Origin of the sequence: Paenarthrobacter ilicis (genome assembly GCF_016907545.1) — a bacterium.
GTDB classification, from domain to species: Bacteria; Actinomycetota; Actinomycetes; order Actinomycetales; family Micrococcaceae; genus Arthrobacter; species Arthrobacter ilicis.
Window position 1 is genome coordinate 2,570,291 of record NZ_JAFBCD010000001.1, and the last position, 14,785, is coordinate 2,585,075.

A 14,785-nucleotide genomic window follows, 5' to 3' on the forward strand; every position below is an offset into this window, starting at 1 on the left:
TGGCCACGGCGGCTCTGACCGGTGTACTCACCGCAGGGCCGGCCTTCGCAGACCAAGCGCGCCAAACTGTGACTACCGGCTTGACCAAAGCCTCCGGAACCGTCGTGGACCCCAAGGGTCGGCTGTGGGTCTCGGATGCGCGGGCAGGCTTCTGCCGGGTCACCGAAACCAGCGGAACAACCACTGGAGCCATTGAGGCCGGCACCTGCCTTGGAGGAACACTCCCCGGCCACGCTGACGGCCCCGCGCTGGCCGGCACTCCGGCCATGATTGATCCGTCACCCGCTTCTGCCGGCAGCGGCGACGAAATCGCCTTCATCCCGGATGCCGCCGTCGGAAGTTCCGATGTTGTGCGCGCACGCTGGAACCCGGGAAAGTCGACCTTCGATTACAACGGTTCTTTGACAATTTTCGACAGCGATCTTCGGCCCAACGCAGTCAGCGACGGCCCGGACGGGAACATCTACCTGTCCTTCGCGAATGCGCGCTCCATCATCAAGATCGTGGACCCCACAGCGCTGCACCCCAGCATCGAATCGATCGCCTCGGTGAATTCGAAGTCACTGGGCCTGGCCGCCACGCACCGGAACAGCTCCGGCAACGTGGTGGTCTACGTGGCTGAGACGTCTGGCCTGACGGTCTTCACCGCTCCCGACGACGGCGTGCTGACCAATTTCGTTCCGGCCCCGCTGTACAACGTCGGGAAGCCGACAGCGCTTTACTACGACTGGCAGTCACCCCTGGTTCTCTACACCGGTACCGGAGGCGGAACCACCACGGCCGACGCCGGCAAGGACACCATCTCCCGCATTGACCTGAGCACGGACACAGTGGACAATCAGTGGGCCCTTGGCTTCAGCAAAATCGGTGGGCTGTCCATGCGGAACGGCAAGGTCCTGGTCATGGAAGATCCGGGCCAGCTGGATCCGGCCAAGCCCAGTGAACGCGGCAGGTTGCTGACGTTGGGCGGCGTGGTCCCCTCCATCATCAGTGGTCCGACGGCGGCCAACGGAACTCAGGCGGCAAACCCGGCCTTCACCAATGATTCCACCCCCACCTTCGCTGTCGCTTCCACCCCCGCAGGCGGAGCACTCGAGTGCAGCCTGCAACTGAGCACCGCTACGCCGGTGTGGCAGGTTTGCACGGGCGGTACCTACACGCCGGCCGCTGCCCTGGCCAACGGCGCATACACGTTCTCGGTCCGGGCAGCACCATCGGGTCTGCCGGTATCGCGCTCCTTCACCGTTGATCTGACGGCACCTGCCGCACCCGTGATCACCGCACCGCTTGCCGGTTCAACAGTCAACGGGAAGCCGGTACTGGGGGTAACGTCCGATCCCGACACCACACTGGGCTGCTCGGTCGATTCCACCACCGTGTTCACGGCCTGCAGCAACAGTTACGTTTACAACCTCACAACGGCGGGCCAGCACGTCCTCGGAGTGAGGGCCACGGACATGGCAGGCAATATCAGCCCCGTTGCCACGGTGACTGTCACGGCTGATCTGACGGCTCCGCAGGTTGCCATCAGTGACCCGGCGGAGGGCGCAACGGTAGGCATCTCGCCTTCCTTCACTTTCGCCTCGTCGTCACCGGACATCGCCGGTTTCAGGTGCAAGCTTGGCTCCAACGCCTTTACTGAATGCACCTCTCCCAAGGTGTACACGGACCTTCCCAGCGGTCCTGCCACCTTCACCGTGGAGGCCAGGGACAACGCAGGAAACACAGCTACGGCCACGCGGAATGTGACGGTATTCGCCCCCGACACCACCGCGCCGGTGGTGACGGCTGATCCCGTCGGCGGAACCTACGGACCCAACAAGACCATTGCCCTTTCGGTCAATGAAGCTGCCACGGTGTTCGTCACAACCGACGGGTCAACTCCCACAACGGCCAGCCCCGTTTACGCCGGGCCGATCCCGTTGACGTCCATGACACTGAAGTACTTCGCCCGGGACACAGCAGGAAACACCTCGTCCGTGACCAGCCAAAGCTACGTCCTGGACAATGTGGCCCCCACCCTCACGGTGTCCCCCGCGGCCGGCGGCTATGCCTCCGGGCAGCAAGTCACCATGTCATCAAGTGAGGCCGGGAGCATCTTCTACACCACTGACGGCACCACGCCGGCAACCTCGGCTACAGGCACCACCAAGGCCTACACCGCCGCGTTTGCCCTGACAGCGAACACCACCGTCAAGGCAGTGGCTGTGGATGCCTTCGGCAACGCCTCAACCGTGGTGACCCGCGCCTACACGGTGCTGGACACCACATCCCCGGTGGTCACTGCCACCCCGCCTGGTGGCAGCTACCCCGCGAATCAACAGATCACGCTGGCGTCCAACGAGGCGGGATCCAGTATCTACTTCACCACCAACGGCGCAAATCCCACGGCTACGGCCGGGAACAAGTACACGGCGCCGATCATCCTGACGGCAGCCATGACGCTGAAGTATTTCGCCGTTGACACCTCCAACAACAGTTCCGCAATCGTGACGCAGAACTACACCGTGACTGCACCGCCGGCCAACACCTGGAAGGACTACACAGGCGACGCCAAGAACGATGTGGTGGCACGGGACAACAGCGGCACCTTGTGGCTGTACCCGGGCAATGGAACGGGTGGATGGCTGACCCAGCGGTCCCTGGGGACCGGATGGAACTCGCTCAATGCGATCATCCCCACCAAGGACTTTAACGGTGACGGACGCAGCGACATCCTGGCTCGCGACACCAGCGGGGTCCTCTGGCTCTATCCGGGCAACGGCACCGGTGGATTGCAGACAAGGGTCCAGGCAGGAACGGCGTGGCAGGGCATGACGCTCATCCTCGCTCCGGGCGACTTCAACGGCGACGGAAAAGCCGACATCCTGGCACGGGACTCCGCGGGCACCTTGTGGCTCTACCGTGGCAACGGCAGCGGCGGCTTGGCATCAAGCGTGCAGGTGGGCGCCGGGTGGAATGCCATGAATGCGATCCTCAGCACCGGCGACTTCAATGGTGACGGGAAATCCGATGTTCTTGCCCGCGACACCTCAGGCATCCTCTGGCTGTACCCCGGCAACGGAACCGGCGGGTGGCTCAGCAGGGTCCAGGTGGGAAGTGGTTGGAGCGGAATGACCGCCATCCTGGGCCCGGGTGACTTCAACGGCGACGGCAAGAACGATGTCCTCGCCCGGGACTCGGGTGGCAACCTCTTCCTCTACCCGGGCAACGGAAACTCCGGTTGGCTGTCCCGCAGCCAGGTGGGATGGGGCTGGGGAGGGTTTACCTCCCTCCCCTAGCTGAACGGGGTGCACAAAAGGGAGAGCCCGGACGCTTGATGCGTCCGGGCTCTCCCTTTGTGTTCTCGAGTCCTGCCCTTTAGGTGCGTTCCTTCATGGGGTGCATGGAGGGCCTGTTGGGACTGGCCTGAATATCCAGTTGCAGCGAAACCAGCAGCATCTGCACGCCCAGCACAAACGGCACCACAGCAAGCATCACCGACCCCGCCGTGGGCGAACCCACACTGGCTGCCAGGACCCAGATCCCGGCCACAAGGCCCATGACGATCAGCGCGATCCCGGCAATGAGCAGGAGGGCCACGGCGGAGAAGGACCACACCATGTACTTCCACCACACCCGGCGCCAGAAACCACCGAAGAGCATTGCCAGGAGTTCCGGGATGACCTTCCGGAGCTTGATGCTGGACACCTCATTGCCGTACACGGCCGGAATGGGAACGTCCACAATCGGAACATCCAGGATGTTCAGGTGGATGAGAAGGTCGTTCTCGAAGCTGTAACGGGCAGCGACCTTGTTCATGGGCAAACGACGGAGCACCTCGGTCCGGATGGCGGTGTAGCCATTCTGGGGATCGAAGATGTGCCAGTAGCCCGAAGCCAGCTTGGTCATGAAGGACAACACAATGTTGCCGAAGATGCGGTAGCCGGGCATGCCGGCGAACGATTCGCCGGAGAAGAACCTGTTGGCCTTGGCGAAACCATAGCCGTCAACTACAGGATCCAGCAGCTGTGGAAGGTAATCGGGATCCATCTGTGCGTCGCCGGCCATGACGACGTTGATGTCTGCGCCCAGTTCCATCGCGGCCTTGTGGGCCGTCAGGACAGCGCCACCAACACCCTGGTTGACCTCGTGGCGGATCAAGGTGACCCGGCCGTCGTCGGCCCGGCGGGCAGCGCCAGAGGTGTCGTCCGGGCTGCAGTCATCAACGATGACAATGTCATCGACAAAGTCGGGCATCGTTTCGATGACCCGTGCAATGTGGTTTTCTTCTTTATAGGCCGGTACTACCGCGGCAATTCGAACGCCTCGATACATCGATTATCCTTCGCTGCTGTTAGGTGTGAGTTTTTGGGCCGGCAAGCCGGAGTCAGGCTCGCCATTTACAGGTTCAGTGGCGTTCTTCACTTGCTTTTGCTGCGGGAAGATCCAGTGCTTGTAGATGAAGTAGTTCCACCCCATGGTGACAATGGTCGCAACTACTTTACCCACTACATATCCGGCCCCAAGGAACTGGAAGAGCTCCACTATGCCCATGACGGCCACGGTGTTGAATGCCAGAAGGACCGAGTACCTGAGAACGCCGCCCAGAGCAGTGCCACCACCGTTGAAGGCGAAATGACGCTGCAGGAAGTAGTTGAAGAAGAAGCTGCCCCAGAAACCGGCTCCGGTTGCGAGCCACAGGGGCCAGCCGAAGACCTGGAAACACAGAGCAAGCAGGCCAAGGTCAACCAGGAAGCTCAGGCCGCCCACCACAAGGAACTTGAACAGGCTCGAGGCCATGAACTTTCCGATGAAAGCCTTCATGATCAGCAGATCCTTCCTAGCGGGGCAATGCCATCAGGCTTGGTGTTCTCAAGGATGCCGGAGACACCGTCCAGCTGAAGACGGTCCTTGGACGCGGCGTCGAACGCTTGCTTGCCGCCAGGGAGCTGGCTCCAGTCGATCTGGTACAGGGCCGCGTTGCCCTCACGCACCACGAGCTTAAGGTACGGGATGGAATCCGGCTGTGTCAGGCCCGGCTTTGGCTCATCCCACGCACGGATCCGCCCATCGGCGATGTACACCCATTCGATGCCGAGCTCGGAAGCAGCGGCACGTGCGGCGTCGTCGGAGGCCAGGTCACCCAGCTTCTGAAGGACCAGCAACTGCCGGTTGGTGGGAAGGATTTCGAAGTGGCGAATCATGGGCATACGGTTCCCGAGCGCGTACATCCACACGGAACCATCGCAGGAATCGTTCAGGACGGTGGCGTCTTGAGGGACATAGCGGTCCATGGTGCTGAGCAGATCCACCTCGGATTTGCTGAGAGTTGCACCGTCCACCTTGGTGTTGATGTTGATCCGCTCCGCGTTTTGCTTGAAGTACGGAATGGCCGCAATACCGCTGACCAGGAGCACTGCGGCCGCCACAGCAGCCGTCAATACCGTGCTGCCCCGGCGTGATGAGCCCACCTCCCGGTTGGTGGAGCGGGAAGCGCGGACCCTGCCAACGAGCCAGGCAACTGCCTCTGCGACCTGGGCGACACCCAGGCCCGCCAGCGGTATGAGGAGCATCACCAGAATGCCGAAAATCCGCCACTGGTCATCGTAGAAAGGCGCCGTCAGTGACATAAAGCGGGGGTTGTCCGTACCCATGGTGTAAACGGACAGGAACGCGAACGCCAGGACCGGTCCGAAATACCACCACATGCGGATCCTGAAGACCAGGGCAAGGCAGCCCAAGGCCACCATAGCGGTGAGGATCGGCATGGCCATGGAGCCGTGATTCAGGAAAATGATGTTCTGGATGGCACCGTTGCGGTCCGTGTCGGCTGCCCAGACCTGCTTGGAAACGCGCTCGGATTCCTTCAGCATCTGGGTAATGATGGGCAGCCCGAGAATCACGGCCAGCACACCCGAGACCGCCAGGTAGACGGTGATTCCCAAGATTCTTCCCTTGCGGCGAACCAGCGCGGAGAGCATCCAAAAAACCAGGACCGGCAAGACCACGAAGGCCAGGGAGGGGTGGACGGCGATCAGGCCGACTGCGCCGAAGGCTATCCCCGGAATCCAGAACTTCCGACGGTCCACAGCACCCTTGACAGCAAGGTAGACAAAGGGCCCCACCAGCAACATTCCAGCAAAGAAAGGGATCAGCGGACCACGCCACAGCAGGTCGTATGGGTACACGGTGAACCAGCCTGACACGGCACCCGCGGCTGCCACTGCAAGAGGGCGGCGGGTCACCACCATGGTCAGCGCCATGGTGCTCAGGGGCAACTGGACACCCATCATCACCAGGACAAAGACGTTCAGGAAAACGGGGATGCTGACGCCGCTCATCGGCCAGAAAAGCGAGAGCACGGCGTGGAAGGCGATCGGGTAGCTGCGGATCGGCGCTTCGGCAATATTGGTGTCGTAGTAGGCAAAGTTGCCCGCGATGCTGGGATCCCACTCGTGGTTGACCGAGATCAACCGGATCATGTTGGCGTGCCAGGGGATGTCCCAGTCCTGGTTGATTCCCAGGAGACCCTCGGTACCAACAGTCCACGACACCGCAGCGACGGCACCGCCGGCAACCAGACCCGCGAGGATGACCACCCACGTGCCCTTGAAGTGGTGCTTCCCGAAGATGCTTTTTGCGGGAGGATTATCGAACTTATCCGGGAATCGCCGCTGGAGGGCAAGGCGCGCTACGAAGAGAACTGCCGACAGCAGCAGCAGAACCAGCACCACTGGCAGCAACTGCCAGCTCAAGCCCAAGGCGTTGCCCATGACACCGATAACTGTCAGGACGCCCATTCCCAGCAAGGGGGCAACCACGGGCAGCAGAATACGACGCACGCCCAGGGCTTCGCCCAGGAGCCAGCCTGGACCCCACCACAACACAACGATCAGGAGTACACACAACAGCAGGGGGCCGATACCCATTCCTACGATCGCCTTTCTTAGATGCTTCTACTAGCCATCCGTTGACAGACGACTCTTGCAATTGATGCCGGTTAGTTGCGGTCCCGAAGCCAGGCCACAGCCTCGTCAGCAGGTCCCTCGAACTGCACTGTTCCCGAGGACAGTACGACGCCGCGGTCACAGATACGTGCGATCATGTCGAGGTCATGGCTGACCACCACCAAGGTTCGCCCCTCGTCGGAGAGCTGCTTGATCTTGGCCAGACACTTGCGCTGGAAGGGTTCGTCGCCCACCGCCAGGATCTCATCCACCAGGAAGATGTCCGGCTGGGTGTGGACGGCAACAGCGAACGCCAGGCGAAGGAACATACCCGATGAGTAGAACTTCACTTCGGTATCGATGAACTGCTCGATCTCCGAGAAAGCCACGATGTCGTCGAACTTCTCCTCGATCTCCTGCTCCGACATTCCCAGGATGGCAGCGTTCAGGTACACATTTTCACGGCCGGAAAGATCCGGGTGAAAGCCTGCGCCAACTTCGATCAGGCCGGCCACACGACCCTTGGTGCGGACCGTCCCCTGATCCGGCAGGATCACGCCGGAGATCAGCTTCAACAGCGTGGACTTGCCGGAACCGTTGAAGCCCAGCAGGGCCACGGTCTCGCCCGGCTGGATTTCGAAGCTCACATCACGCAGGGCATCAAACTTCTTGGTCAGCTCACCCTTGCGGCCCTTCACGAGCCACACCAGTGTTTCCTTCATGGAATGCGAATGGCGGAGGTTGAAGGTCTTTTTCAGCCCCTTGACGATTACTGCGGCGCCCAACTAAACCTCCTGCGCAAAGTGGCCTTCAAGGCGTCGGAAGACGATCTGGCCGATAACTAGGAACAATGCAGCCATGCCCAGACCAATGAAGCCGGTCATCAACAGGTGTGGTGGCAACTCGACAGGCTGGTTGACGGTGGGGTACCAGAAGGCCCAGTGGAACAGTTCCACAGCCACCGTGATGGGATTGAGTTGATAAATGGTCAATACCCAGGGTGCGGCCAGGCGCCGGATCATGGTCCAGTCGTAGAGGACCGGGGAAGTCCACGTAACAATCATCATGAGCATGTCCACGATGTTCTCCGCGTCCCGGAAGAACACATTGATGGCACCGGCAAGCAGTCCCAATCCCGTGGCCGTGACCGCAACAATGACGAACCCGAGCAACGCACCAAAAAGCTGCGAAATGTCAGGGTGCCAACCGTTGAGCAGCGCTGCTGCCAGCAACACGATCAGTTGCGGCAGAAAATGTACTGCCGCAACCCACACCGAGGCGACGGGGAAGAGCTCCCGCGGCAGGTAGATCTTCTTCACCAACGCCGCGTTCGAAACGATCGACCGTGTGGCATTCGAGAACGCCTCGGAGAAGAAGTTGATGACAATAACGCCGGAGAACATGTACAGCGCGTAGTTGGGGATCTGGTCCCCCACGCGCAACACGATGCCCAAGGCGAAGAACAGCACCACGTACTGAACCAACGGCTTGACGTAGGACCACGCCAAACCCAGCACCGAGCCACGGTACCGGACCCGGAGTTCCTTGCGCACGATCAGCTTGAGCAGATACCGGCGACGGTAGACGTCAAGAAGCCCGGCGCCTACTCCGGGAACGGCATATGTATCAGTGGAGTTCGACATCGCTACTTGGTGGGCTCCGACGCTTCAAAGGTCTTCCGCCAGGATTCCATGGAGGTGATCTCCGGAAGGGCCTCACGGTACTGGGTCCGCAGGGTCTCCCAGTTCGAGAAAAGCTGTGCGTGGAGCTTCGCTGACTCCACCACCAGTTGACGGGCCAGCTGGGGATCACGCAGGTGCCAGGACGCACCAGTGCCATCGGCGTTGGACACCACGGCGCTGTCCAGATGTGCCAGGCTCCACCACTTGCCATCCTGGTGCGCAACGTGCGCTTCAGGGTTGACCTTGGCAGAGTCGCGGACCGGAGCCAACGCCTGCTTCAGGACGGTTTTCACGGCCCAGGGAAGCAGGCCCAGCGCACCCGGCTGCTTGTAGGACTGGGGCTTCTTCGGGGGACGCTTGCGGAAAACTTCCGGGAAGGCTGACGGATCCGTCTTGATCTGCGAGTCCTGGAACTCGTCACGCATGGCGCGAAGCTTCGGCATCATGGTGGGTAGCTGATCGTGCAGATTCCCCGGGCCCGCCAGGACATCACGAAGAGCCATGATGCGTGCCTGCTCGGGGTAGTACTGCATGGATACCAAGTGCTTGACGTCCGCGTTCAGGCTTTCGCGCAGGATACGTCCACCCTTGGGGAACGGCGAGTGAAGCAATGTCGCAATAAGCCTGTTGCGCTCGTGGTAGTACGCCTGCCAGTCAACGGAGTCGTCCTTGTCCGCCCAGGAGACATGCCACACTGCGGCACCCGGGAGCGTAACCGTGGGGAATCCAGCTGCGCGGGCGCGCAGGGAGTATTCGGCGTCGTCCCACTTGATGAAGACCGGGAGGGACAAGCCAATGGTTTCCACCACGGTCTTGGGGATGAGGCACATCCACCAGCCGTTGTAGTCCGCGTCCCAACGCCTGTGAAGCTGCGGGGTGGACCGGAGGCCGGCCGCAGAGAAGTCGTGGTTGCCCAGACCTTCCACCGGGCCCCAGAGGAAGCGGTAGAAGTTCACTACCTCTGAGTAGGCGTGGAGAACCGACTTGTTGTACATGTCGAACATGTGGCCACCCACGATCGTGGGCTTCCGGCAGAGGTCAGCGAACGCGACAGCGCGCATGACACCCTCGGTTTCCAGCTCAATGTCGTCGTCCAGCAGCATGACGTAATCGCTCTTGTCGGACACGAGCATCTCGTACATGTTGCGGGCGAACCCACCGGAACCACCCAGGTTGCCCTGGTTGATGACGCGCAACTGCTCGCCCATGGACTCGGCCACGGAATCGAAGCCTGCCTCATCGGCAACCTTCTTGTTGCCCTGGTCCACGATGATGAGCTCGGCAAGGATCTCACGAAGCCCTGCGTCCGCATCAATGGACTTGATGGTCTCAAGGCAGTAGTCGGCACGGTTGAAGGTGGTGACACCCAGCGTGACCTTGCCCTGCGGACGGCCCTCATCGGGCACGGCCCAGTGCGCGCTCTTCAGCGTCATGCCGTCGCCGCCGGCGATCAGGTCGAACCAATACCAGCCGCCGTCGCCAAAGGGAGCGAGGGGCAACTCGAAGTCGTTGCTGGATGCGCCCTCTACAAGGATCGAGTCCACACGCTGCGCAGCGCCGCGGGCGTTGGAACGGTAAACAATAACCGTGCCCTCGCCCTCGGTGTCCAGGTGAAGGACAGTCTTGGTTGCCACGGTCCACTTGCGCCAGTAGCTGGCGGGGAACGCGTTGAAGTAAGAACCGAAGGACAGACGCTCGCCCCTGCGGACCTGGACGGAGCCGCGGTCAAGGATGTCTTCCGGGTGCAGCTTGCGGGTCATGCCAACTGCCTGCACGACGGCGCTGCTGCCGCCGTCGTCCTTCTGCACCTTGCTGGTGTCCGGGTCGACATAGAGCGGAAGCGTATCCAGGTCCCGGTTGGCGGGGAACACAACGCGCTGGACGATGCGCAGGCCCTGCTGGGCGCCGCTTTCAGTGGACTGGTCGGCAGTCATGCCTGCCTCCTGGCTTTTGTTGGTAGTAGTGGTCACGCGTCCACTCCCCCGCTTTCAAGCTTTGCGCCGCCGGTGAAGTGCGGCTTGATCTTGTTGTCGAACATGGACAATGCCGACCCGATGGCCATGTGCATGTCCAGGTACTTGTACGTGCCGAGGCGGCCACCGAACAGCACCGACTTCTCGCCGCGTGCGAGGTCGCGATAGGCCAGAAGCTTCTGGCGGTCATCAGAGGTGTTCACCGGGTAGTAGGGCTCGTCGCCCTTCTCGGCGAAGCGCGAGAATTCGCGCATGATGACGGTTGCGTCCTTGGTGTAGTCGCGCTCGGGGTGGAAGTGGCGGAACTCGTGGATCCTGGTGTAGGCCGCTTCGGCATCCGGGTAGTTCATGACCGCGCAGCCCTGGAAATCCTCGATGGGGAGGACTTCTTCCTCCAGGTCAATGGTTCGCCACGACAGGTCGCCTTCTGCGTAGTCAAAGTAGCGGTCCACGGGACCGGTGTAGATGACCGGCACCTGGCCAAGTACCGACGAGCGGCCGTACTCGCCGTCGTCGAAGAAGTCCGCGTTGAGGATGACCTCAATGTTGGGGTGATCCGCCATCCGCTCAATCCACGCGGTGTAGCCGTCCACCGGAAGGCCCTCGTGGGTGTCATTGAAGTAGCGGTTGTCGTAGTTATAACGAACCGGGAGACGCGAGATGATCTCGGCGGGCAGGTCCTTGGGATCCGTCTGCCACTGCTTGCCGGTGTAGTGCTTAATGAACGCCTCGTACAACGGCCGGCCAATGAGCTGGATGCCTTTGTCGTTCAGGTTCTGGGGATCTGTTCCCGCCAGCTCACCGGCTTGCTCAGCGATGAGGGCCTTCGCTTCCGACGGGCTCAGAGCCGACCGGAAGAACTGGTTGATGGTGCCCAGGTTGATGGGCATCGGGTACACCTCGCCCTTGTGGTTGGTGTACACCTTGTGCTGGTAGCTGGTGAACTTGGTGAAGCGGTTCACGTATTCCCATACACGTTCGTTGGAAGTGTGGAAGAGGTGCGCACCGTAGCGGTGTACCTCGATTCCGGTCTTCTCTTCGTTTTCGCTGTAGGCGTTTCCTCCAATATGGTGGCGGCGATCAAGCACCGCGACCTTCAGCCCCAACTCGGTAGCGGCGCGTTCTGCGATGGTCAGGCCAAAGAAACCCGAGCCGACGACGACGAGATCAGCGTTCACAAACTCTCCTGTGTATTGGCGTGCGGGCACAGAAATGCCCACGTCTACTGGTCAAGGCTACCCGACAAGACTGGGGTTCCCTGTATCGGGCGCAGCCGTTGGCCAACCAGGCGGCTGCTGCCCAAATGCCAAAAGGGAGACCGGCCCGTGGCCAGCCTCCCTTCGAAACGCATGGTAAAACGCTCTCCTAGAGCGAGATCACCGTGTTGGACTTCGCTGATTCCAGGACCGCTTCAGCCACCCTCAGAGTCTCCAGCCCTTCGGCCATGGTGACGATGTTCATGGATTTTCCGAGCACAGCGTCCCGGAAAGCTTCGTGTTCCATTTTCAGCGGTTCGCGCTTTGCCAGGGCGAATCGCGTGGACGAACCCTCCGAGACACCCCGGAATGCAGCAACAGAATCCCAGTCGGTCTGGAACGTGCCATTTTCCACGAAAGTCAGATCAGCGGATATGGTGTCGGCGATGAACGCTCCGCGCTCACCCAGGACAACCGTGGTCCGCTCCTTCATGGGGGACAACCAGTTCACGATGTGGTTGGTCACCACTCCACTCTTAAGGTGGCCGATCGCCGTGACCATATCCTCGTGCTCGCGGCCGCTGCGGGAGGTGGTGTGGGCAACGACGTTGACGAAGTTGCTCTGGGCCAACCATGCAGTGAGATCAATGTCATGCGTTGCCAGGTCCTTGACGACCCCAACGTCGGCAATCCGCGCAGGGAACGGCCCCTGCCGGCGGGTGGAAATCTGGTAGACATCACCGAGATCGCCATTTTCCAACCGCTCCCGAAGGCTCTGGAGGGAAGGGTTGAACCGCTCAATGTGTCCCACTGCGCCAATCAAGCCCTTGGACTCAAAAGCTTCGGCAATGCGCCGACCGGAGGCGGAATCGTTGGCAATGGGCTTCTCAACGAGGCAGTGCACGCCTGCTTCAGCGAGCTGGAGGGCAACTTCCTCATGAAGGATGGTCGGCACGGCCGCCACGGCCAGGTCTATTCCCTGGGCGATCAATTCCTCAACGGTGTTGTGGACAGGCAGCCCATCAGCGACGTTGTGGGGATCGCCGAAGGAATCCGCCACCGCTACCAAGTCAACGCCGTCGAGCTCACGGATAACCCGGGCGTGGTGGCGGCCCATCATGCCCAACCCGATGAGGCCTGCGCGTAGATTCGCCACTAGCTGCCTGCCTTTGCCACTGCGTTAACTGCCGCGACGATGCGTTCCAGGTCATCCTGGCTCAGGGACGGGTGTACCGGAAGCGAGAGGACGCTGGCTGCCGAGATTTCGGTGACGGGCAGGTCATCCGACGTCTGGAAGGGCGCAAGGCGGTGGTTCGGGATGGGGTAGTACACGCCGCAGCCGACGTTGTATTCCTCGCGGAGCGCCTTGGCGAAACCATCGCGGTCCTCAGCGATGCGGATCGTGTACTGGTGGTACACGTGCTCGTAGCCCTCGGCCACCTTGGGTGTCACCACGCCTTCGATGTTGGCATCGAAGAAGGCGGCGTTGTCCTGGCGGGTCTTGGTCCAGCCTTCAACCTTGGTCAGCTGCACACGGCCAATGGCGGCGTGGATGTTGGTCATACGGCAGTTGAAACCGACCAGTTCATTTTCATACTGGCGTTCCATGCCCTGGTTGCGGAGCAGCCGGAGACGGCGCTCAACATCGCTGAGGCCCGTGCTGACCATTCCACCCTCGCCCGATGTCATGTTCTTGGTGGGGTAAAGGCTGAACATGGCGAAATCGCCGAAGGTGCCCACCTTGCGTCCGTTGACCGCTGCACCGTGGGCCTGTGCTGCATCTTCGAAGACCTTGACGCCATGCTTGGTGGCGAGCGCACCGATGCCATCAACGTCGAACGGGTGGCCGTAAAGGTGGACCGGCATGATGGCAGCTGTGCGGTCAGTGATCTTGGATTCCACGGACGCCGGATCCAACGTGTAGTAGTCAGGATCAACGTCTGCGAAGACGGGTGTCGCTCCGGTCAGCGCTACAGAGTTGGCCGTGGCTGCAAAGGTGAAGGACGGAACAATGACTTCGTCGCCGGGACCGATGCCCGCAGCCAGAAGGCCCAGGTGCAGGCCTGAGGTACCTGAGTTGACTGCAACGGCAGCGCGGCCGTCCAGAAGTACCTGCGAGAATTCTTCCTCGAAGGAGGCCACCTCTGAGCCTTGTGCAAGCTGGCCGGATGCCAGAACAGCGTCTACCGCTTTCCGCTCATCGTCGCCAATGATGGGCTTTGCGGGGGGAATGAATTCGGGGCTCATGCCTCTACCTCTCGAAGAATCTCGTTCTGCTCTACATATTTGGCGCCGGTTTCGGGGCATACCCAGTGCTCACCACTGAGCTTGAGGGGGAATCCTGCTTTGCCCACCCAACCGTGGCGTTTGGCGGGGACGCCCACCATCAGGGCAAAGTCAGGGACGTCTTTGGCAACGACAGCTCCCGCCGCAACGGTGGCCCACCGTCCAATGGTTACCGGTGCAACGCACACTGCGCGGGCACCTATTGAAGCGCCTTCGCGGATGGTCACGCCTACGGGCTCCCAGTCATGAGCGCTTTTCAAACCGCCATCCGGGCCCACAGCACGCGGGTAGGTGTCATTTGTCAACACCACAGCCGGTCCAATAAAGACGCCTGCCTCGAGTTCAGCGGGCTCATAGACAAGTGCATAATTCTGGACTTTGCAATTGTCACCCATCTTGACGCCGGTGCCGATGTAGGCCCCGCGCCCGACGATGCAATTGACGCCCAATTCTGCCTGCTCGCGGACCTGGGCTAAATGCCAGATCTTGGATCCATCACCAATTACCGCCTTGTCTGAAACATCGGCGCTGTCTGCAACCACTATCACCGGTGAAGGTCCTTCCTCATTGAGCACACGCGACAACGGAATTCATCTTAGCTGAGAGACCAGGCCCCGGCGTCAAGCAGGCCCGTATCCGTGGAAAGCCGGGCGCGTTGTCCACATAGGGCAGAACACTTGATGACCCCATCGGAAGCAAGACCTAGCGTCATTGGAAAT

The 14,785-nt window shown here is 61.1% G+C and carries 10 protein-coding genes and 1 pseudogene; 1 reads left to right on the forward strand and 10 read right to left on the reverse strand.

What is annotated here, in order from left to right; genetic code table 11:
- Nucleotides 1-68 precede the first annotated feature (68 nt).
- On the forward strand, nucleotides 69-3,281 hold the full coding sequence (locus JOE60_RS11750; protein ID WP_338112507.1) for a chitobiase/beta-hexosaminidase C-terminal domain-containing protein: 3,213 nt from the start codon (nucleotides 69-71) through the stop codon (nucleotides 3,279-3,281).
- 79 nt (nucleotides 3,282-3,360) lie between these two features.
- Here the strand turns inward: JOE60_RS11750 and JOE60_RS11755 are convergent, their stop codons facing one another.
- The 10 genes and pseudogenes from JOE60_RS11755 to JOE60_RS11800 form a co-directional block, all read right to left on the reverse strand.
- Nucleotides 3,361-4,317, reverse strand: a complete 957-nt coding sequence (locus JOE60_RS11755) for a glycosyltransferase family 2 protein (protein ID WP_167263112.1) — start codon at nucleotides 4,315-4,317, stop codon at nucleotides 3,361-3,363.
- A 3-nt stretch (nucleotides 4,318-4,320) separates the two neighbouring features.
- Nucleotides 4,321-4,806, reverse strand: a complete 486-nt coding sequence (locus tag JOE60_RS11760; protein WP_167263114.1) for a GtrA family protein — start codon at nucleotides 4,804-4,806, stop codon at nucleotides 4,321-4,323.
- A gap of 2 nt (nucleotides 4,807-4,808) precedes the next feature.
- Complete coding sequence (locus tag JOE60_RS11765; RefSeq protein WP_167263116.1) at nucleotides 4,809-6,911, reverse strand: DUF6541 family protein; 2,103 nt, start codon at nucleotides 6,909-6,911, stop codon at nucleotides 4,809-4,811.
- Between the two features lie 71 nt (nucleotides 6,912-6,982).
- Nucleotides 6,983-7,582: pseudogene (locus JOE60_RS11770) on the reverse strand (ABC transporter ATP-binding protein); the annotation flags it as partial.
- A gap of 132 nt (nucleotides 7,583-7,714) precedes the next feature.
- Nucleotides 7,715-8,572: an ABC transporter permease gene (locus tag JOE60_RS11775; protein WP_167263120.1), complete on the reverse strand. Its 858-nt coding sequence runs from the start codon at nucleotides 8,570-8,572 to the stop codon at nucleotides 7,715-7,717.
- A gap of 2 nt (nucleotides 8,573-8,574) precedes the next feature.
- Nucleotides 8,575-10,581 carry a glycosyltransferase gene (locus JOE60_RS11780; RefSeq protein ID WP_167263122.1) on the reverse strand — a complete coding sequence of 669 codons (2,007 nt, stop codon included), beginning with the start codon at nucleotides 10,579-10,581 and terminating at the stop codon, nucleotides 8,575-8,577.
- Entirely contained in the window at nucleotides 10,578-11,762 is a 1,185-nt protein-coding gene (gene glf / locus JOE60_RS11785; protein WP_167263124.1) for a UDP-galactopyranose mutase, read from the reverse strand. Before glf ends, JOE60_RS11780 begins: the two co-directional genes overlap by 4 nt.
- 187 nt (nucleotides 11,763-11,949) lie before the next feature.
- Nucleotides 11,950-12,936, reverse strand: coding sequence for a Gfo/Idh/MocA family protein (locus JOE60_RS11790; protein WP_167263125.1), 987 nt, complete (start codon nucleotides 12,934-12,936; stop codon nucleotides 11,950-11,952).
- Complete coding sequence (locus JOE60_RS11795; protein ID WP_167263127.1) at nucleotides 12,936-14,027, reverse strand: DegT/DnrJ/EryC1/StrS family aminotransferase; 1,092 nt, start codon at nucleotides 14,025-14,027, stop codon at nucleotides 12,936-12,938. The genes JOE60_RS11790 and JOE60_RS11795 overlap by 1 nt, the downstream gene beginning before the upstream one ends.
- Nucleotides 14,024-14,641, reverse strand: coding sequence for an acyltransferase (locus tag JOE60_RS11800; protein ID WP_167264161.1), 618 nt, complete (start codon nucleotides 14,639-14,641; stop codon nucleotides 14,024-14,026). Before JOE60_RS11800 ends, JOE60_RS11795 begins: the two co-directional genes overlap by 4 nt.
- Nucleotides 14,642-14,785: the final 144 nt, after the last annotated feature.

Excerpts from the sequence above, each read along its gene's own strand:
- JOE60_RS11755 (WP_167263112.1), bottom strand. The coding sequence starts at position 4,317 with ATGTATCGAGGCGTTCGAATTGCCGCGGTAGTACCGGCCTATAAAGAA.
- JOE60_RS11760 (WP_167263114.1), bottom strand. The coding sequence starts at position 4,806 with ATGAAGGCTTTCATCGGAAAGTTCATGGCCTCGAGCCTGTTCAAGTTC.
- JOE60_RS11765 (WP_167263116.1), bottom strand. The coding sequence starts at position 6,911 with ATGGGTATCGGCCCCCTGCTGTTGTGTGTACTCCTGATCGTTGTGTTG.
- JOE60_RS11775 (WP_167263120.1), bottom strand. The coding sequence starts at position 8,572 with ATGTCGAACTCCACTGATACATATGCCGTTCCCGGAGTAGGCGCCGGG.
- JOE60_RS11795 (WP_167263127.1), bottom strand. The coding sequence starts at position 14,027 with ATGAGCCCCGAATTCATTCCCCCCGCAAAGCCCATCATTGGCGACGAT.